General features: G+C 48.5%; 15 protein-coding genes. 3 read left to right on the top strand and 12 right to left on the bottom strand.

Translation table 11 applies throughout. The features are described 5' to 3' along the window. Positions 1-45: 45 nt before the first annotated feature. Positions 46-1,101 carry a type 2 isopentenyl-diphosphate Delta-isomerase gene (gene fni / locus AC1TPC_RS08315; protein WP_482066398.1) on the bottom strand — a complete coding sequence of 352 codons (1,056 nt, stop codon included), beginning with the start codon at positions 1,099-1,101 and terminating at the stop codon, positions 46-48. 483 nt (positions 1,102-1,584) lie between these two features. Here fni and nagB point away from each other — a divergent pair, with 483 nt between their 5' ends. After that, on the top strand, positions 1,585-2,310 hold the full coding sequence (gene nagB / locus AC1TPC_RS08310) for a glucosamine-6-phosphate deaminase (RefSeq protein WP_482066397.1): 726 nt from the start codon (positions 1,585-1,587) through the stop codon (positions 2,308-2,310). Next, complete coding sequence (gene nagA, locus AC1TPC_RS08305) at positions 2,311-3,501, top strand: N-acetylglucosamine-6-phosphate deacetylase (RefSeq protein ID WP_482066396.1); 1,191 nt, start codon at positions 2,311-2,313, stop codon at positions 3,499-3,501. It begins immediately after the preceding gene. Between the two features lie 343 nt (positions 3,502-3,844). On the opposite strand, the gene AC1TPC_RS08300 is transcribed toward nagA, so the two are convergent. The 7 genes from AC1TPC_RS08300 to citZ form a co-directional block, all read right to left on the bottom strand. Next, a complete protein-coding gene (locus tag AC1TPC_RS08300; protein ID WP_482066395.1) occupies positions 3,845-4,627 on the bottom strand; it encodes a DeoR/GlpR family DNA-binding transcription regulator in 783 nt (260 codons plus the stop codon). Positions 4,628-4,629: 2 nt separating this feature from the next. Next, positions 4,630-5,586 (bottom strand): sugar kinase, encoded by a 957-nt coding sequence (locus AC1TPC_RS08295; RefSeq protein WP_482066394.1) that lies wholly within the window; start codon positions 5,584-5,586, stop codon positions 4,630-4,632. Between the two features lie 39 nt (positions 5,587-5,625). Further along, positions 5,626-6,057, bottom strand: a complete 432-nt coding sequence (locus AC1TPC_RS08290; protein WP_482066393.1) for a hypothetical protein — start codon at positions 6,055-6,057, stop codon at positions 5,626-5,628. Between the two features lie 129 nt (positions 6,058-6,186). Beyond that, positions 6,187-8,352 carry a DNA helicase RecQ gene (recQ, locus tag AC1TPC_RS08285; protein ID WP_482066392.1) on the bottom strand — a complete coding sequence of 722 codons (2,166 nt, stop codon included), beginning with the start codon at positions 8,350-8,352 and terminating at the stop codon, positions 6,187-6,189. Between the two features lie 99 nt (positions 8,353-8,451). Continuing rightward, entirely contained in the window at positions 8,452-9,396 is a 945-nt protein-coding gene (mdh, locus tag AC1TPC_RS08280; RefSeq protein WP_482066391.1) for a malate dehydrogenase, read from the bottom strand. Between the two features lie 403 nt (positions 9,397-9,799). Beyond that, entirely contained in the window at positions 9,800-11,095 is a 1,296-nt protein-coding gene (icd, locus tag AC1TPC_RS08275; protein WP_482066390.1) for an NADP-dependent isocitrate dehydrogenase, read from the bottom strand. A 130-nt stretch (positions 11,096-11,225) separates the two neighbouring features. After that, the gene (gene citZ, locus AC1TPC_RS08270) at positions 11,226-12,338 is read right to left on the bottom strand and encodes a citrate synthase (protein ID WP_482066389.1); all 1,113 of its coding nucleotides are present in this window, start codon (positions 12,336-12,338) and stop codon (positions 11,226-11,228) included. 311 nt (positions 12,339-12,649) lie between these two features. Here citZ and AC1TPC_RS08265 point away from each other — a divergent pair, with 311 nt between their 5' ends. Then, a complete protein-coding gene (locus tag AC1TPC_RS08265) occupies positions 12,650-14,197 on the top strand; it encodes a Ppx/GppA phosphatase family protein (RefSeq protein WP_482066388.1) in 1,548 nt (515 codons plus the stop codon). Here AC1TPC_RS08265 and ppk1 read toward each other — a convergent pair. The 4 genes from ppk1 to pyk all read right to left on the bottom strand — a co-directional run bounded on the left by ppk1 (position 14,169) and on the right by pyk (position 19,329). After that, positions 14,169-16,235 (bottom strand): polyphosphate kinase 1, encoded by a 2,067-nt coding sequence (gene ppk1 / locus AC1TPC_RS08260; protein ID WP_482066387.1) that lies wholly within the window; start codon positions 16,233-16,235, stop codon positions 14,169-14,171. The two genes, AC1TPC_RS08265 and ppk1, sit on opposite strands and share 29 nt — an antisense overlap. Before the next feature lie 206 nt (positions 16,236-16,441). After that, positions 16,442-16,834 (bottom strand): FxsA family protein, encoded by a 393-nt coding sequence (locus AC1TPC_RS08255; RefSeq protein ID WP_482066386.1) that lies wholly within the window; start codon positions 16,832-16,834, stop codon positions 16,442-16,444. A gap of 144 nt (positions 16,835-16,978) precedes the next feature. Continuing rightward, positions 16,979-17,446 carry an acyl-CoA thioesterase gene (locus AC1TPC_RS08250; protein ID WP_482066385.1) on the bottom strand — a complete coding sequence of 156 codons (468 nt, stop codon included), beginning with the start codon at positions 17,444-17,446 and terminating at the stop codon, positions 16,979-16,981. A gap of 128 nt (positions 17,447-17,574) precedes the next feature. After that, positions 17,575-19,329 carry a pyruvate kinase gene (gene pyk / locus AC1TPC_RS08245; protein WP_482066384.1) on the bottom strand — a complete coding sequence of 585 codons (1,755 nt, stop codon included), beginning with the start codon at positions 19,327-19,329 and terminating at the stop codon, positions 17,575-17,577. Positions 19,330-19,367: the final 38 nt, after the last annotated feature.

Genomic DNA, 19,367 nt, shown 5'->3' with positions numbered 1-19,367 from the left:
TATCTCCGAGGTCCTATTGGACCTTGAAGATACCCCTCTCTTGTTCTATTTGCGAACCAGTCGATTCGTTTGGCGCAGCTCGTTGATCGAGCCTGCCCCAATGCCGAACATCGCCGTCCGGAGTTCAAACTCAATACGCTCGAATTGCTGAAGCAGTTGCTCCTGCGACACCTGATTCGTGCCGTTTGCCGCTTGCGGAAGCAGCACTCGCCCAAATCCGGCCAGATCAGCGCCAAGCGCTATCGCCTTCGCTGCGTCAACACCGGTCCGTAGGCCGCCGCTAGCAATAATATTCGCATGCGGCAGCCGCATGCGAATCTCCATGACACTCTCGGCTGTTGGTATTCCCCAATCCGTGAACGCCTCGGCTGCCTGCCTTCTCAGCTCGTCTTGCGAGCGAAACTTCTCGACCTGACTCCAAGAGGTGCCTCCAGCTCCAGCTGCATCAATGAACGCAACCCCTGCCCCAGCGAGCGCTTCTGCAGTATCGGCATCGATCCCCCAACCGACCTCTTTTACGCCAACCGGCACATGCAATGATTGGCAAACCTGCTCAATCGATTGAAGCAGATTGCGAAAATCCGTATCTCCCTCAGGCTGGAACACCTCCTGCATGCAATTAAGATGCAGGACGAGCGCGTCCGCTTCCGCAATTTCAACCGCTTTGCGGCAGGAATCAATTCCGAACCCATAATTAAGCTGAACCGCGCCAATATTGGCGATAACAGGTACGGTAGGGGCATCCTTGCGTATGGAGAAAGAAGCAGCAAGCTGCTCATTTTCAATTGCGGCGCGCATCGAGCCAAGACCGATTGCCCAGCCTCTTGCCTCCGCCACCACAGCCAAACGTCGATTGATTGCGCCCGCTTCATCCGTTCCCCCCGTCATGGAGCTGACGAGCAGCGGAGCACCGAGTTTTTTGCCAAACCATTCCGTATCCAGCCTCACCTCGCTGAAGGAAACTTCGGGCAGCGCATTATGCTTAAAGCGATATTGCTCCAAGCCCGTTTCAATGCCAACGCTGTTTACTTGCTCCTGCAAGCAAATGCGTATATGCTCCCCTTTGCGCTTCGCGGTTGCGGCTTGCTGATCTACTGTCATGCTTGTTCCTCCCAAGCGCTAACGGCTAGCGCCTTTTATGGCAGCGCAGCTCACGTTCCGCTTCTCTATCTTCATCAATTATTATGTGCCTTAGCTCCGTGCAATGGTGTAAAACGACTACCTACTAGCATAGCATAATTTTCTGATTCATGCTCCTTGCTCCACGACTTTGATACATAACGCTCATAAATATACACCTTATCCTTAAAATGGAATTTTTATATTTATGAATAAAGTGTTTTCATTTGCCTTCCTAAATTCTGTCATCTCTCGGACATCGGAATAAAATAGTACCTTCGGCAAGTGTGGCATTATAAAGAAGGTCATATTTCTCTCAACTATCCTTAGCCATTCTGCAATGCTCTATCCCTCAAATTAATGATTTTTGCAATCATAAATTTGATTTTTACAATCATTTTATATTGTTAAACGATCGAAACTCATATAAAATAAAAGTAACGAATCCATCAAGGAGGCAGTCAAATGGAAATTATAAAATTTGATTCACAACAGGAATTGGATGCTTACGCAGCAAGTCTTTTCATCAACATCGTAAACGAGAAGCCTAACGCAGTGCTTGGTCTAGCAACAGGATCGACACCTATCGGAATTTATGACAAAATAGTAGAGGCATACAATCAAAAAAAGGTTAGCTTCAAGGATGTAACGACGTTCAATCTGGATGAGTATGTCGGCCTGACGGCTGAAAACGATCAAAGCTATGCTTATTATATGAATAAGCATTTATTTGCTCATATCGATATCCCTGCGGATCAAACCCATTTGCCTAACGGCATGGCAGAGAAACTTGATGCGGAAACTGCTCGTTATGATGCTATGCTTGAGGCACAGCCGGTAGATATCCAACTGCTTGGTCTTGGCCATAACGGACATATCGGCTTTAACGAGCCTGATGTCAATCTATCGGGCGGCACTCACGCTGTGCAGCTGAAGCAGGAAACTCTTGAAGCGAATGCGCGCTTCTTCGCTTCTATGGACGAAGTGCCTAAATATGCAATTACAATGGGCGTAGGCTCGATATTGAAAGCAAACACAATCGTTTTGGCTGTTCGCGGGGCGGACAAAGCAAGTATCGTTAAAGAAGCATTGACTGGACCAATCACCACAAACGTGCCAGCCTCATTGCTGCAAACACATGCACGCGTAATCGTACTGCTCGATCGCGAGGCTGGAAGGATGTTGGATTAAATGACAGCAAGCTCTGCTAACTGGCTCATTCACAATGTGAATATCGTACTAGAGGACCGAGTCATTACCGGAAGCGTCGTCGTTCAAGATGGTAAAATAGCTCAGGTCATTTCGGAGGACGACAAGGAATCAGCAGGAGCAGTGAAAAAAGAGCTTCCTACAATAGATGGTCAAGGCGGCTTTCTGCTGCCAGGCTTTATTGACGTTCACGTACACGGCGGCTTCGGCGCTGATTTTATGGACGCGAGCCGCGAAAGCTTTAACACGATTACTAAATTTCATGCCTCGCAAGGAACGACGGGCATGCTGGCTACAACAATGACCGCAGCAAAGGACGCAATAGAGGATGTATTGCAAGCTGTTTCGGACTACAGCAGCAGCGAAATGCCTTATGCAGCTTTGTACGGCGTTCATTTGGAAGGTCCCTTCATTAGTGAAAAATGGCCTGGTGCGCAAAATCCAATCTTCATTAAAGATCCTCAGCTTGAATGGATGAAGCAATGGCATGCAAAATGGCCCGAGCTCATCCGTCAGCTTACGCTAGCACCAGAGAAAAACGGCGCTATCGAGACGATAGCTTGGCTGGCTGAGCAAGGCATCAATACAGCATGCGGTCATACCGATGCTGTCTATGATGAAGTAATTGCTGCAGCGAATGCCGGTCTATCACAGGCGGTTCATACGTTTAATGCGATGCGCGGCCTTCATCATCGCGAGCCCGGAACGCTTGGCGCCGTACTTACCGATGACCGGATTGCAGCCGAGCTCATCGCTGACGGCATTCATGTGCATCCGGCAGCGATCCGGCTCGTTCTTGCAGCGAAGCCACAGGATAAGGTCATCCTCATCACCGATGCGATGGCTGCAGCCGGCATGTCAGACGGTGAATACAGTTTGGGCGGTTTAGCCGTAATCGTGAAGGACGGCGAAGCGCGCTTGCTTGAAGGCAACGCTCTCGCAGGGAGCTGCCTCACGATGATCGGCGCTGTTCGCTTTATTCTTGAAAACTCCAGCTTAACGATCGCAGAGGTCAGCCGACTTGCCAGCGGCAATGCAGCGAAGCAGCTCGGCATCAGCGACCGTACAGGCTCCATAGCAAGCGGCAAGCAAGCAGACCTTGTATGGACCGATGCGAATCTGAACGTCAAGCAGACCTGGGTGCAGGGCCGCTCCGTTTATGAAGCGCAGTAATACTGCAGCTTAACGTATACCTTGGAGGTCATTAAATGGCCGCCAGGGTATTTTTTTCATTCGCAATCCTTCTACTACTAGTCTGGATTTGTTGGCCGTAAGCGCAAATGCGTGCTTAAAGCTGACTTTAGGTTGTTTCTGATACGAATAATCCAGAGAGCGATCCTAAAAAGTCTCTTTAAAATTTTTAAGCATATCCCCCCACTCCCAAGCATGAACCATCCTATAAAAAAGCCTCCAACCCCACTTGTTCAGTGGTTTTGGAGGCTCTTTCGCATTTTAATTGGGGATCCGCCCATAAAACGTAACTCTTATGAAATAGTCCTGCCTTTTATAATTCGCGCTATCCCGTCACATGAACGGAAATGCCGTGCAGTTCAACCGCAGCTTCAAGCTCATCTGTAAGGGGAACATCGGTAATGACGCCGCGAAGCTCCGTTAAGGAAGCGATGGAGAAGAGCGAGGTACGGCCTGTCTTCGTATGATCGAATACGGCATACGCTGCCTGCGAACGTTTTATGAGTGCTTTGGCGATTTGCGCCTCTTGCTCTGAGTAGGTCGTGATGCCGCCTGAGGCTGAAATACCATCAACGCCGATGAACATTTTCCCAATATGCAAATGGGCAACCATGCCCTCGCCCAGCGGTCCGCATAGCTCAAAGCTGTTATGGCGCATAATGCCTCCGGTTACGACAACCTGAATATCGCTACCCGCCAGCTCCATCGCAATGTTAACCGCATTGGTTACGACCGTTATGCCTTTGCGGGATTTTAAGAGCTTCGCGATTAAGAAGTTAGTTGTACCGCCGGAGAGCGCGATGACATCGCCTTCGTAGATTAATGAAGCAGCTAGCTCGGCGATTCGCTCCTTCTCCAAAATCGACAGCCCTTCCTTCTCGGCAAAAGGCAGATCTCGAACGGAATTCATCCCATCGTACATCGCTCCGCCAATGGTGCGAATTACCGGATAATCAGCCTCCATTTGCTCCAAATCGCGACGCGCAGTCGCTTCAGAGCAGCCGAAGCGCTCGACCATCTCCGTTATCGTTACTCGTCCCTGCTGCTTCAGCAGCTGCAGTACTGCCTCTCGGCGGCGCTGCCCTTTGGACCCGTTCAAATCAGCCATTGTCAGCGCTCCACCCACACTTTAGCGGACATCCGCTGCTCGACGACATCCCACTCCGGCAATGCTTCCCAGTCGCCTCTCATTTGTACAACCAGCGATCCGTTGATGCTGGCAAGACGGACTGCTTCAACAGGAGACAATCCTTTCATGATGCCAGCCAAAAAGCCCGCACAGAAACCATCTCCCGCACCAACCGTATCCACAACCTGCTCAGCCGGATAGAATGGCAAGCTTTCCTCTTGGCCGTTGTTCAATACAACTGTTGTATCGCCTCTGCCTTTAATAATGGAGACTGCCTTCAATTTCGAAAGCTCGCCTTTGACATGCTCATAGTCATCTGTATCGTACAATAGCTTAAGCTCATCCCAGCCCGGCAAAAAATAATCCGCATCCGCTGCAAGCGGCAAAAGCGTTTCTCGTGCTTCCTCGATGGACCACAGCTTTAGGCGCAAATTTGGATCAAAGCTGACGAGCACGCCAGCGTCTTTTGCGATGTCGACTGCACGGCGAAGCGTCCTGCGGCAATCCTCGCTGAGCGCTGCAGTAATGCCAGTGACATGAAGCAGCTTTGCTCCGCGAATGTAATTTTCGTCAAGCTGCTCAGGAATCATGCGACTGGCAGCCGAATGCTTTCTGAAGTAATGGACGGCTAATCTGCCCGCTACATGCTCGCGGAACATCATGCCCGTCGGCGCATCTGCGCTAAGCTGAGCCCGGGATACGTCCACGCCTTCGCCGCGCAGCGTTTTCAAAATAATTTTGCCGAACGGATCATCGCCTAGTGCTCCAAACCAGCCTACAGAGGAACCAAGTCGCGCAAGTCCAATTGCGACATTGCTTTCCGCTCCGCCGAAGCTCTGTTCAAGCGTCGCAGCACGTTCGATAGACTTATGCTCCTGCGGCATAAACAGAGCCATTGATTCGCCAAACGTTACAATTTGCGGCGATGTTTCATGCACGTTGCAATCCCCCTACAGCGAAATATAATCTACGATTTTTTATTGGCCATCATACATCGGAAATTTCATGAAGTAAATGATAGCGATATAAAGCAACAACACGATGATGCTCATAACGCGTGCTTTGTTAATATGCGCCGTTGCGCTTTTGCCGTCATTAATGGAAGCAACGACGAGCTTAAGCGGTTTGGAAATAATCCCGCCAAGTGCGGCAATTGCCAGGAATAGAACGATAATAATAACCATCCATGTTACGGTATAGTCAGCCTGCGACATCAAGTAACCGCCTGTCAACAGCTGCAGCATCAGGAAATACTGGGCGATGCGATTAGCTGACAGCAAACCGTCCGCTAGACCGCCTTGTCCAACTCCGGCTAGCTTGGATGCTCTTCCAACCATGATTGGGAGCACGATATAAAATCCCATCCCTGCTGCCCCTAGCACATGCAAAAACAACATTACTTTAAACATTATTAACTCCTCCTGTTTTGGTAAAGCGTAATCAACGACCCGCTATTGCCAAAATTGTATCTAACAAATAGTTTATCAGAAACGAGATTTTTTTCAAATGACTACGCTATCAATACGTTGGTTTATAGCTTAAGCCTTAAATCCATATTTGCTCATCACGCCATGAATGGCGAAATAAGTGACTTCCTCAGGCAAAGCGTCTTTAATCGGCCGAAGCTTCTCATTCCCAAGCTCTCCAATCGCATCAACGATCAGCTGCTCGTATTCAGCAGGTATGATGCGGCTCCAATCGATCTCCTCGCCCTCGTCGGCGCAGCGAATTAAATGCCCCTCAACCGTTACTCTGCTTAAACCGCGCTCCTTCGCAATATCATCCGGCTCCATGCCGGCTTGAAACCGCGCAAGCGTAGTCAAATAGCTCGGCTCCTCGTCTCCCGCCGCTCTTTTAGTAGAAGAGACCGTCGCTTTAGGCGCAGCTTTAGGAGCTGCAGAGCTCGTTCCAGACGAGGCACCCTCGCCTCCAAACGATTGAATTATGGAGAGCAAGTCCTCTCCGTATTTCTCAGCCTTCGCTGATCCAATCCCCTTCACGCCTAGCAGCTGATCTACCGTCTGCGGCTGTACATTCGCAATTTCCCGAAGCGTCGCGTCAAAAAATAACATGAACGGCGGCACGCCTTCCACGGCTGCTTTCTCTTTGCGCCATTGCTTAAGCGCATCGAATAGCGGGGAAGCGTTCGCGTAATCGGCTGACGCCGCTTGCCGGACAGTCGCTCGAACTCTTTGCATAATCGATTCGCGGCCTTCAAGAACCGGAAGCGCGCTCGCCGTTAAAGAGACGACTGGATATTGTCCCTCGCTAAGCTTCAAATAGCCTTCCGATACGAGCCAATAAAGCCAATCCACAATTTCCTTCTCGGGCAAATGCCGCATAAGTCCGTACGTGGACAAGCGGTCCAGACCGAATTCAAGCAAACGCTTGTCGCGAGAGCCCTTCAGCACCTTGGCTGCCATCGTTACGCCGAAGCGGCCTTTCATTCGTCCGACGCAGGAGAGCGCCATCTTCGCTTCCTCCGTCCGGTTAACCGGCTCGCTCTTATCGAGGCAGCTGCTGCATTTGCCGCAAGCCTCTACGCCAGTTTCTCCAAAATAATCAACGATAAACTGCTGCAGGCAGCGCTGCGTTCGGCTATAATTCATCATCGTATGCAGCTTGGATAGCTGAATCGATTTGCGATCCGTATCGCCAGTGCCCTGCTCAATCAGGAAGCGCTGAACCTGCATATCGGCTGGCTCGAACAAGAGGATACACTCGCTTTCCTCTCCATCCCTTCCGGCACGGCCCGCCTCTTGGTAATACGATTCAATATCGCTGGTCATTTGCCAATGCAGCACGTACCGGACGTTGGGCTTATCGATGCCCATGCCAAAAGCGTTCGTCGCAACCATGACGCGAATCTCATCAAATCTAAACTTCTCCTGCGTATCGGCGCGCTCCGTATCGGAGAGTCCGCCGTGATATTTACCCGCCAAAATGCCTCTGCGGGTAAGCTGCTCATATACGTTCTCGACTTCTTTTCTAGTAGCAGCATATATAATGCCCGATTGCTCCTTGCGCTCAGCCACATAGCTCTCAAGAAATTTCTTCTTATCCACGCCCGTAACGACGGAAAGCGATAGATTTGGCCTTGCAAAGCCGGTTACAAAAACGCTAGGATCTCGAAGCTTGAGCATTTCTGAAATGTCGAGCGCTACCTCATTCGTTGCCGTAGCCGTAAAGGCTGCAACAAGCGGCCGATCCTTCATTCTTGCTATCCAGCCAGCAAGCTGGCGATAGCTTGGCCTAAAGTCATGTCCCCACTGGGATACGCAGTGGGCCTCGTCTATAGCGATGAGCGGAATTTGCAGCTGCTCGGATAATGATTGAAACATCGGCGCATCCAGCCGCTCAGGCGCAACGTAAAGCAGCTTATACTCACCCTGCATGCTACTGCGCATAACTTCCCGGTATTCGGCTGCACCAAGCGAGCTGTTCAGAAACGCTGCCGACACCCCTACACGCCTCAGTGCATCAACCTGATCCTTCATGAGCGAGATGAGCGGGGATATAACAAGCGACGTACCTGGCAGCAGCATTGAAGGGATTTGATAACAGATCGACTTCCCTCCGCCTGTCGGCAAAATAGCCAGCGTGTCTCGTCCGTTCAATATTCCCGCTATAATATCCTCTTGTCCTTTGCGAAAGGAGTCATAGCCGTATACTCGTTTTAAAGCTTGCCTCGCTTGTTCGATCAATCTTCGTCCCTCCTCTGTAAAAATAAACAAGAGGACCCTGGCAGCATTCTGTCAGGGTCCTCCCAAACGCATTCTTTTATAATCAGCGAGTAAGCTCGCTTATTGGCCTGTTACTACTTGAATGACGTTGCGAACGGATTGAGCAGATTTATCAAGAGCAGCCTTCTCTTCAGCTGTCAAATCAAGCTCAAGCACTTTCTCGATGCCATCGCCGCCAATGATTGTTGGAACGCCCATGAACAGGTTGTCATAGCCGTATTCGCCTTCAAGCAAAGCGATAACCGGAATGATCCGTTTTTTGTCTTTAAGGATCGCTTCAGTCATTTGCACGAGAGAAGCTGCAGGCGCATAGTACGCGCTGCCGTTGCCAAGCAGGTTAACGATTTCGCCGCCGCCAACGCGAGCGCGTTGTACGATTGCTTCAATGCGTTCAGCAGAGATAAGCTTCTCGATTGGAATGCCTCCAACGTTCGAGTAACGAACGAGTGGAACCATATCGTCGCCATGTCCGCCAAGCACGAAGCCGCGAACGTCTTCAACAGATACGTTAAGCTCTTGTGCAATAAAAGTGCAGTAGCGAGCTGTATCAAGAACGCCGGATTGGCCGATTACGCGGTTTTTAGGGAAACCAAGCGTCTGGAATGCCGCGTAAGTCATAGCATCAACCGGGTTGCTCAGGATGATGACATAAGCGTTAGGGCTAGTCGCTTTGATGTTTTCGCAAACGGATTTTACGATGCCAGCGTTTGTGCTGACAAGGTCGTCGCGGCTCATGCCCGGTTTACGAGCGATACCAGCTGTGATGATGACAACATCGGATTCTATTGTATCTTCATAGTTTGAAGTACCGATGATGTTAGCGTCCACTCCAAGTACTGGAGTTGCTTCAAGCATATCGAGCGCTTTACCTTTAGTTGGGTTTTCAAGAGGTGCAATATCAACAAGAACAACATCGCCTAGCTCTTTTTGAGCAAGCATAAGCGCTGTAGTAGCGCCTGTAAAACCGGCTCCAACGACTGTAATTTTTTTGCGTTTAATAGCCATCTTGTGTAAATCCTCCCGTCACATTGCTTAATTTAAGGGGAGACCCCTTTGACCCCCTTTTTTTTAGGGAGCCAACACTCCAAAGTGCGTTTTCGAACCCACCTAAATCCTCCCGTCCAAGGGAGGACCCCAAGGCGCTGCGCCTCTGGACACCCGCTAATTGGACTAAAGTAAGAGAAAAACCGGTGCGTTTGTGCTACTTTGGAGCATGGATCGCTTTCGTCCCTGCTGGACACGCTTTACGATTGTGCGTGGAGGGGAATCTGCCCCTGCGGGACGTGATTCCAAGACCTGCGGGACGCCATTCCACCCAAACCTTACACACAAACCAGAAATAGATAAAACGCAAACCATACTAAGATTATGGGGATCAAACGGTTCCCTTATACAATGGAAGATAAGACTACATATTTTTAATGATTTCGTCTGCGAAAGCGGAACATTTTACTTCTGTTGCGCCTTCCATCAAGCGTGCGAAGTCATAAGTAACGGTTTTGTTGTTAATGGAAGCTTCCATACCTTTATAGATAAGGTCTGCCGCTTCTTGCCAGCCTAGGTGCTCAAGAAGCATTACGCCGGAAAGGATTACGGAACCCGGGTTTACTACATCAAGGTCAGCGTATTTAGGAGCTGTACCGTGTGTTGCTTCGAAGATTGCATGACCAGTCAAGTAGTTGATGTTAGCGCCTGGAGCGATACCGATACCGCCAACTTGTGCAGCTAGTGCATCGGACAAGTAGTCACCGTTCAAGTTCAATGTTGCGATAACATCGAAGTCAGTTGGACGTGTAAGAACTTGTTGCAAAGCGATGTCTGCGATTGCGTCTTTAATGATCAGCTTGCCAGCAGCTTCTGCATCTTTTTGTGCTTGGTTAGCAGCGTCAGTGCCTTGAGCTTCTTTAATGCGATCGTATTCGCCCCATGTGAAAGTCTCGTTAGCGAATTCTTGCTCTGCCACTTCGTAGCCCCAGTTTTTGAACGCGCCTTCTGTGTATTTCATGATGTTGCCTTTGTGTACAAGCGTAACGGATTTCTTGCCGTGCTTGATTGCATACTCGATCGCTGCGCGAACAAGACGTTGCGAGCCTTCTTTGGATACTGGCTTGATGCCGATACCGGAAGTTTCTGGGAAGCGGATTTTGTTGGCTCCCATTTCATTTTGAAGGAACTCGATTACTTTTTTCACTTCTGCGGAACCTTCTTGGTACTCAATACCCGCGTAGATGTCCTCTGTGTTTTCACGGAAGATAACCATGTCAACAAGCTCAGGACGTTTTACAGGGGATGGAACGCCAGTGAAGTAACGAACTGGACGCAGGCAAGTGTATAGATCAAGCTCTTGACGAAGAGCAACGTTCAAAGAACGGATACCGCCGCCGATAGGCGTCGTCAAAGGACCTTTAATTGCAACGATATACTCACGAATTGCTGTAAGTGTATCAGCAGGCAGCCACTCGCCGTATTCGTTGAATGCTTTCTCGCCGGCAAATACTTCGTACCAAGCAATTTTTTTCTCGCCGTTGTAAGCTTTCTCTACCGCTGCATCAAGTGCGCGTTTCGAAGCTTTCCAGATGTCGCGGCCTGTGCCGTCGCCTTCGATGAAAGGAATGATAGGATTGTTAGGTACGTTTAGTACACCGTTGTCTATTGTGATTTGCTCGCCTTCTGTTGGAAGCGCGAATTTTTCGAACTGAGCCATGAATAAAATCCTCCTTAGAATGGTACCTACCGTTGTGCAGGTATGTATTAGTTATATTTCACAATGAAGGAGAAGAGCGAACAGCCCGTTCGCGTCTGCCCTCTCCATCCATTGTAACTTAATTTAGCGATTAACGCTGTTCAATCGGAATGTATTTCGCGTTAACTGGACCTACATAATCTGCACGCGGACGAATCAAGCGGTTATCTTGGTATTGCTCAAGGATATGCGCGCTCCAACCTGATACACGGCTGATCGCAAAAATTGGCGTAAACAGGTCGCGTGGAATTTCAAGCGTCGTGTATACGGATGCGGAGTAGAAGTCAACATTTGGCTTCAAGCCCTTTTGTCCCGTTACCAATTCTTCGATTTTGACAGACATTTCGTAAAGCTCCATATTGCCTGTCAGCTTGCCGAGCTCGCGTGACATTTTTTGCAAATGTTTTGCGCGTGGATCGCCGTTTTTGTAAACGCGGTGACCAAAGCCCATGATCTTAACTTTGTTCGCAAGAGCGTTGTTAATGAAGCTCTCAACGTTAGCTGCTGAACCGATTTCTTCCAGCATAACCATAACCGCTTCGTTAGCGCCGCCGTGAAGTGGACCTTTCAAAGCGCCGATCGCGGAAGTTACGCCCGAATAAATGTCAGACAATGTAGCTACCGTAACGCGTGCAGCAAAAGTCGATGCATTCAATTCGTGGTCAGCATGAAGAACGAGCGCTTGATCAAGTGCTTTAACAGCTACTTCAGCAGGCTCGTTCCCTGTAAGCATGTATAGGAAATTATAAGCGATTGATACGCCTTGCTTTGGCGCTACCGGTTCTTTCCCTTGACGAATACGTGCAAAAGCAGCAATAATCGTAGGCAGCTGCGCCTGCAATTTGATTGCTTTCAGTTGATTCGCTTCAGGAGTCATATCGTTAGCGGAGCTGTCGTACAATGCCAGGCTTGATACCGCTGTGCGCAGTGCAGCCATCGAGTTTGTGTCGTTTGGATATAGTTTAATTTGATCAAGCACGCCTTGAGGAACGGCTGCATATTGATCCAACTGCTTTTGCAGTCCATCAAGCTCGGAACGATTAGGTAATTTACCGTACCATAGAAGATATGCGACCTCTTCAAAGGTAGCGTTTTCTGCGAGATCGTCAATATCGATACCTCGGTATGTCAGTACGCCATCAATAATTGAGCTGATGGACGACGCCGCGGCAACAATTCCTTCCAGACCTTTAGTTGCTGTCATCGTTCTCTCTCCTTTAACTTGGATATCGTTTGTTAACAATAAAAAGGGTTCGTTATTTGTACCATCGCCTTTAATCATAAATGATTTCGGCGGTGAAGTGAACAAATAGAGACATAAAAATGCTTTATCGACATCATTAATATTTTTTTCGATTAGTCTCTCACCACATCGTATCGTATGCTCCAGCTGCATTTTTCCCTATTCGCTCTATTTTTAGCCGCAGCATAAACTATTTTAACAGAAACGAATATAGTGGTAAAATGTCACAAAGAGAACTTTCTGAGCAAAATTTGCCGCATTGGAGGCGCTACATGACAGAACAACGCATTGGAATTATCGACATAGGCTCCAACTCCGTCCGGCTCGTCGTATACGAAAGGACTGCAAATGGTGCTCATCGAGTTGCTGATAGCAGTAAACGGCCTGCCAGACTAAGCGAACAAATTGATGAAAACGGCGATCTGCCGGGGACAGCAATCGAGGAGCTAATCGACACACTTAATCATTTTACCATGATTTGCACACATAATCATACAAGCCACATTCGCGCGGTCGCAACAGCTGCTATTCGAAACGCCAAAAACCGCACAGCAATACTCGATCGCATAAAAACAGCAACGGGTCTAACCATCGAATTGCTATCCGGAGAGGACGAGGCTTCCTACGGCTTTCTCGGCATGATTAATTCGATTAATATTCGGGACGGTTTTTTAATCGATATCGGCGGCGGAAGCACGGAGCTTTCTTTGTTTCGCAATCGCGCGCTCGTTCGTTCCGTATCCTTTCCTTTTGGCTGCGTAAGCCTTAACAAGCGCTTCGGATCAAAAGGGCTGCTTCAGGATGAGGAATTGAAGGCGCTTGAGCTGCTTGTATCAGAAGCTGTTCGTAATGAGCCTTGGATTGGGGAAACAGCTGGACTGCCTCTTGTCGGAGTAGGCGGTACCGTGCGCGCACTCGGCAAAATGCATCAATTCGCTTATAAATACCCGTTCCCGCAAACGCATAACTATCCGGCAACAAGCGATCAGGTCGATGAACTGTTTCATCAAATGCGCAAGCTGCCGCTAGACAAAAGGCGCAAGCTGCCAGGCTTGTCCAAAGACCGCGCTGATGTCGTAGTGCCTGGCGTTGCTATTTTGCGCGTTTTGTTTCGGGCAACTAAGTCGGCATATTACCGAATTTGCGGGGCAGGTCTGCGTGATGGATTATTCCATGCGACACGCTTCCCGAATCATCCCAAGCAAGATGATGTGCTTAATTTTAGTCTTAAAAATTTGAGCGCTCTGCATCCGGCAGCGCCGAAGCAGCATGTGCAGCAGGTCAACCGGATATCGCTAGAGCTCTTCGATGTGCTGAATTATGTACATCCTCTGCCGCCGCAAACGAGGGTGCTGCTTGATACGGCGTCGCAGCTGTTTCGTATCGGTGCCTCCATCGATTATTACGAATATGCGAGACACTCCTTCTACCTCATCATCAACTCCCAGCTGAATGGGCTTAGCCACAGGGAGATGATTATGACAGCAGCTATCGCTTCTTACAAAAGCAAAGGCCGGGCTCGTCAGCACATATCCGAATATAAGGAGCTGCTTAACGAGACCGACCTTGATATTATTTATAAGCTTGGTGCATTGCTTCAGCTCTCTACAGCACTCGATCGAACGGAGACGCAGGCAATCGCGCAGCTGAACGTCCAATTATCCGGCAGCCAGCTGCTGCTGCGGCCCATTCAACCTCGAGGCATGCTGGATGTCGAGCGCCGCGAGGTCGAGGAGCTGAGCTCTGAATTCAAGAAGCTGTGGAGCGTATTGCCAGTACTTGACTATACAGCTATGCATGTCCCTTCCACAACGATATAACCTTTGCCTCGAATTGACTGCGGAACGGCTGCTTATCTTCACTGGAAATGTGTTCATAAGTACCGTTCGACTGCAGTTCGCGAGCCTTTACATTGTCATTGATATTAAGCTCCAGCATCTTGATAAGAATTTGTCTGAGCGTCTCATCAAATACAGGACATATCAGCTCGATCCGCCGCGTTAAATTGCGAGTCATCCAGTCTGCGCTCGACAAGTAAACTTCCTCTTCCCCGTCATTATAAAAATACATAATTCTCGAATGCTCGAGGAAGCGGTCAACGATGCTGATGACCTGAATATTTTCACTGCGTCCCGGAACACCTGGCCGCAAGCAGCATACTCCGCGGACGATAAGCACAATCTTCACGCCGGCTTGAGATGCATCGTACAGCTTATCGATCATTTCCTGATTCGATAAGGAGTTCATTTTGGCGATAATGCGCGCCGGCTTCCCTGCTAACGCATTCTCTCTCTCCCGGTCAATGAGACGGTACAGCTTCTCCTTCAAATCCGATGGAGCAACGCCAAAGGCCTTCCACTCATAAGGCGTTGAGTATCCCGTTACTTCGTTGAACAAAGCCGATGCGTCCCCACCGATTATAGGATGTGACGTGAACAGTCCAATATCCGTATACAAGGTAGCTGTACTGTCGTTGTAGTTGCCCGTACCGACATGTACATAGCGGTGAAGCGTCCCTTGCTCTCGCCGAACGACGAGCAAAATTTTGGCATGCGTCTTTAAGCCGACCAAGCCATAAACAACATGGCAACCCGCCTTCTCCAGCTGGCGCGCCCAAGCGATATTCCTCTCCTCGTCAAACCGAGCCTTAAGCTCCACAACGACCGTTACCTGCTTGCCTGCTTCTCCTGCCTTAGCCAGCGCTTGGACGAGCGCAGATTGGCCGCTGACGCGGTATAACGTCATTTTGATAGCCAGCACGTCTGGATCGTAAGCCGCCTGCAACACAAAATCATTAACAGCATCAAATGATTCGTACGGATGGTACATCAACACGTCGCGTTGACGGATAACCTCGAACATATCATCTGTTTCATCAAATTCTCTTGGGTAAACGGGCTCCAGCTTCTCATATCGCAAATTGTCATTTCCAGGTACGGCACCTGCAAATTTCATTAGAAAGCTTAGATCAAGCGGTCCGTCAATTTCAAATAAATTATCTTCAATCTCCAGCTCTTCCGTCAGCATTTCGAGCGCATAAGGATGCATGCCCTTTGCCACCTCAAGCCTTACGGGAATACCCCAACGACGGCGGCGCAGCTCCTTCTCGATTTCCTCGAGCAGATCATCTGCATCCTCCTCGTTTAGCGTTATATCGGCATCGCGTGTCAACCGGAACGGATTTACAGAGAATGGGATATAGCCATTAAATAATGTATCAATGAATTTTTCGATCAAATCCTCAAGAAGAACAAATTCCGTCTTCTTGCTGTTGATTCTTCCTGGAACGGGAACAAATCTTGGCAAAATGGACGGCACCTGCACAATTGCAAAAAAAGGCTCCTCCTCAGACGGGTCCTCCTCTTGTCTAAGCAGCACGGCTAAATACAATTCTTTCGTGTGCACGAGCGGAAATGGTCTACTCTGATCGACAGCCATAGGCGTAAGTACAGGAAATACAATTTCGTGAAAATAGTCCGAGACCGCCTTGGTCTGTGTTACATTCAGCTCATCGATCGAACGAATAAAGATCCCTTCACGGCTTAAGGAACGAAATACTTCCCTGTAGGTGCGGTACTGATCGTGAACCATTTGCGTTGCTCGCTTTATCAGCCTTTTCCACAGACCGGACGGCGTATAACCTGTAAAATCGATTTTCGACAGGCCGGCTCTCATCTGCATTTGTATGCCCGCAACCCGCACACTCATGAATTCATCCAGATTGCTGGATACAATCGCCAAGAACTTAACCCTTTCAAGCAATGGATTGTTGAGATCCTGAGCCTCTTGAAGAACTCTTCGGTTGAATTCGATCCAACTTAAGTCACGGTTTACATAGTTTGACAAAAGCTTGGTCATTTCTCACGCCCCCTGAGTAATTATGCGAAATAATCACGCTTCTAATGTGTACGCTTCTGTTTGCAGATCAATACTGCTTTGTAAGATTAATACGCGACAGCGCTGATCACTCTATAAAAAAAGTGACAAGAAACGACAAATATCTATTTTATTATGAAGCATGACTATTATTGCCATGTTAACCTTTTGTAAAGGTAACGTAAATATTAGAATTTTCCGATCTTAAAATTGCCGTTTCTTAATCTTTTTTCAATCCAGTGCAGCATCATTTGCCTGTAAAAGGAACGTGTTGCCGGAATAAGCAGCGTAACGCCCAAGATGTCGGAAATAAATCCTGGCATAAGCAGCAATAATCCCCCTGCCAGCACGCATAAACCGTCCAAGAGCGACTGTCCGGGAATTTGCCCCGCCTGCATTTGACGCTGAGCCTCTCCCCATACTTTTCGCCCTTCTGCACGAGCTAAATAAGCACCTGCCAGTCCCATAATAATCAGTATAAAAAAGGTATACCAGCCGCCAATCCAGCTGCCTACTTGAAAAATTCCTAAAAGCTCAACGATCGGTACAATGATAAAGACAGCCAATAGCCATTTATACATGATTTTGACCTCCTAAAAGTTTGCGAAGCAAACTTACTTCGTAAGCATACGCCTTGTTTGTGAAGCAAACTTACTTCGTAAGCATACGCCTTGTTTGCGAAGCAAACTTACTTCGTAAGCATACGCCTTGTTTGCGAAGCAAACTTACTTCGTAAGCAGCAGCTCGTAGAGCTCTGGCATCACCTTGTTTAAGCGTGCCGGCTGCCAATCTGCATTAACCCATACATGTTTGGTGCCGCCTTCGACTAATAGCTCTCCGGGCAATGGTTTGCCTGCTTCAAATTCAGAGGCATGAAAGTCGGAAGCCGCTACCCTTCTAATTTGAGACTCAAAGGAAAGCCGTACAGGCGAGTAGTCTGCTACTCGTGTACATACGAGAACCATATCATCATAACGAGCAGGCAGCACATAGCGGCATTGCAAATCCACAACAGGCAGCAGCAGGCCGCGTTCCTCTATCGCTTTGTAGCTGTAGCCAGCATTTCTTATCCATTCTGTACGTCCAATTTCAAACCATGTAACATAATTCCCATGAAAAACAACACCCATTTGATCGGTTTCCTGATAACGAACGCGTATGGGGTGCATGAACCAACCGGAAGCTGAAAGCATAACTGAACCTCCCTAACCCATTTACAATAAGCTTACATAAAACATATGTAATTAGCAAAAAGCGAGGGTGCAAACACCCTCGCTTCAGCTTTCGTACCCTATAGTTATTGAGAAAGCAGCTGCTCTAATTACAGTACTTTCGATTGGCCGTGATAGATAACGCCAGTTTCGCCATAGATGGTTACTTCCATGCCATCCTCAAGCAAATCTGTTGCATTTGCAATTCCAAGAATAACAGGAATTCCAAGGTTAAGGCCTACTACTGCAGCATGGCTGGTAATGCCGCCTTGCTCCGTAATAACGGCAGCAGCCTTCTCAAATGCAGGCATATATTCTTTGTCGGTGGAGATCGTAACCAAGATAGAGCCTTCGGTCGTTTTCGCGATAGCTTCCTCTGGTGTACGAGCGACAACGATTTTGCCGATAGCCGTTTGGCTGCCGATGCCTTGTCCTTGTGCCAAAAGCTCACCAATATGATGAATTTTGATTAGGTTTGTTGTGCCGGCGCGGCCTACAGGAACGCCTGCTGTAATGACAACTGTATCGCCAAGGCTTAGGAAGCCTGTGCTCATGCCGCCTTTTACCGCGTTTTCGAACATTTCATCCGTTGTATCCGCATCAGGACCAAGCACGGCGAATACACCCCAAATGAGAGATAGACGACGCAACACCTTCTCATCTGTCGTTACCGCGATGATTGGAGCCTTAGGCTTGTACTTCGATACCATGCGCGCTGTAAAGCCGCTTTGTGTGGAAGTAATAATCGCTTTTGCACCTAGATCAAGAGCAGAGTTGGCAACAGCTTGGCTGATCGCTTCTGTAACCGAAGTTTGTTGTGCATTGGCTTGTTTAGTGAAAATTTCACGGTATTCCAAAGCCGCTTCCGCGCGCTCTGCGATACGTGCCATCGTTTGTACCGATTCCGTTGGGTATCTTCCTGCAGCCGTTTCGCCGGATAGCATGATTGCATCCGTACCGTCGAAAATTGCATTTGCAACGTCACTCGCTTCTGCACGAGTCGGACGCGGGTTGCGCTGCATGGAATCCAACATTTGTGTAGCCGTAATAACTGGCTTGCCTACGCGGTTGCCTTTTTTAATCATGTTTTTTTGTACGAGCGGAACCTCTTCAGCTGGAATTTCAACGCCGAGATCGCCACGCGCTACCATTAGGCCGTCAGAAACCTCAAGAATTTCATCAAGGTTGTCTACGCCTTCTTGGTTTTCGATTTTGGAGATGATTTGGATATGACCCGCATTGTGGCGCTCAAGAAGCTCACGGATTTCAAGCACGTCGCTTGCTTTACGCACGAAAGAAGCTGCTATGAAATCTACGCCCATCTCGATACCGAATACGATATCATTCGCATCCTTCTCTGTAATACCAGGAAGCGAAATTTTTACGCCTGGCACGTTAACGCCTTTTTTGCTTTTAATTGGACCGCTATTTACGATACGGCATACGATTTCAGTTCCATGAACCTCTTCTACCGTCAATCCGATCAAGCCGTCGTCGATCAAAATAGTCGAACCGATTGTTACATCGTTTGGAAGGTTGTTGTACGTAATTGGAACACGATTGCGATCACCCAAAATGTCTTCCGTCGTAAGCGTAATGGTATCGCCTTGATTCAATTCAATAGGCTCTTCCTTCAGCTTGCCAAGACGAATCTCTGGACCTTTCGTATCAAGCAGAACCGCTACTGAAGTGCCAAGCTCGGCATTCGCAATGCGGATATTTTTGATACGATTGCCATGCTCTTCGAAATCTCCGTGAGAGAAGTTAAGACGGGCAACGTTCATGCCTGCTTTAATTAGTTTCTTTGTGTTTTCCAACGATTCGCTGGATGGACCGATGGTACAAACGATTTTAGTTTTACGCATGTAAGTTTCCTCCGTATATTGCCTGAATTCTATACTAT

This window comes from Paenibacillus sp. Y280, assembly GCF_056786335.1.
The sequence above is the reverse complement of the archived record's forward strand: the minus strand, read 5'-3'. Positions and strand labels throughout refer to the sequence as shown.

Excerpts from the sequence above, each read along its gene's own strand:
- icd (WP_482066390.1), bottom strand. The coding sequence starts at position 11,095 with ATGGCTCAGTTCGAAAAATTCGCGCTTCCAACAGAAGGCGAGCAAATC.
- nagA (WP_482066396.1), top strand. The coding sequence starts at position 2,311 with ATGACAGCAAGCTCTGCTAACTGGCTCATTCACAATGTGAATATCGTA.
- AC1TPC_RS08265 (WP_482066388.1), top strand. The coding sequence starts at position 12,650 with ATGACAGAACAACGCATTGGAATTATCGACATAGGCTCCAACTCCGTC.
- AC1TPC_RS08300 (WP_482066395.1), bottom strand. The coding sequence starts at position 4,627 with ATGGCTGATTTGAACGGGTCCAAAGGGCAGCGCCGCCGAGAGGCAGTA.
- mdh (WP_482066391.1), bottom strand. The coding sequence starts at position 9,396 with ATGGCTATTAAACGCAAAAAAATTACAGTCGTTGGAGCCGGTTTTACA.
- AC1TPC_RS08290 (WP_482066393.1), bottom strand. The coding sequence starts at position 6,057 with ATGTTTAAAGTAATGTTGTTTTTGCATGTGCTAGGGGCAGCAGGGATG.
- AC1TPC_RS08255 (WP_482066386.1), bottom strand. The coding sequence starts at position 16,834 with ATGTATAAATGGCTATTGGCTGTCTTTATCATTGTACCGATCGTTGAG.
- citZ (WP_482066389.1), bottom strand. The coding sequence starts at position 12,338 with ATGACAGCAACTAAAGGTCTGGAAGGAATTGTTGCCGCGGCGTCGTCC.
- pyk (WP_482066384.1), bottom strand. The coding sequence starts at position 19,329 with ATGCGTAAAACTAAAATCGTTTGTACCATCGGTCCATCCAGCGAATCG.
- fni (WP_482066398.1), bottom strand. The coding sequence starts at position 1,101 with ATGACAGTAGATCAGCAAGCCGCAACCGCGAAGCGCAAAGGGGAGCAT.
- nagB (WP_482066397.1), top strand. The coding sequence starts at position 1,585 with ATGGAAATTATAAAATTTGATTCACAACAGGAATTGGATGCTTACGCA.
- ppk1 (WP_482066387.1), bottom strand. The coding sequence starts at position 16,235 with ATGACCAAGCTTTTGTCAAACTATGTAAACCGTGACTTAAGTTGGATC.
- AC1TPC_RS08250 (WP_482066385.1), bottom strand. The coding sequence starts at position 17,446 with ATGCTTTCAGCTTCCGGTTGGTTCATGCACCCCATACGCGTTCGTTAT.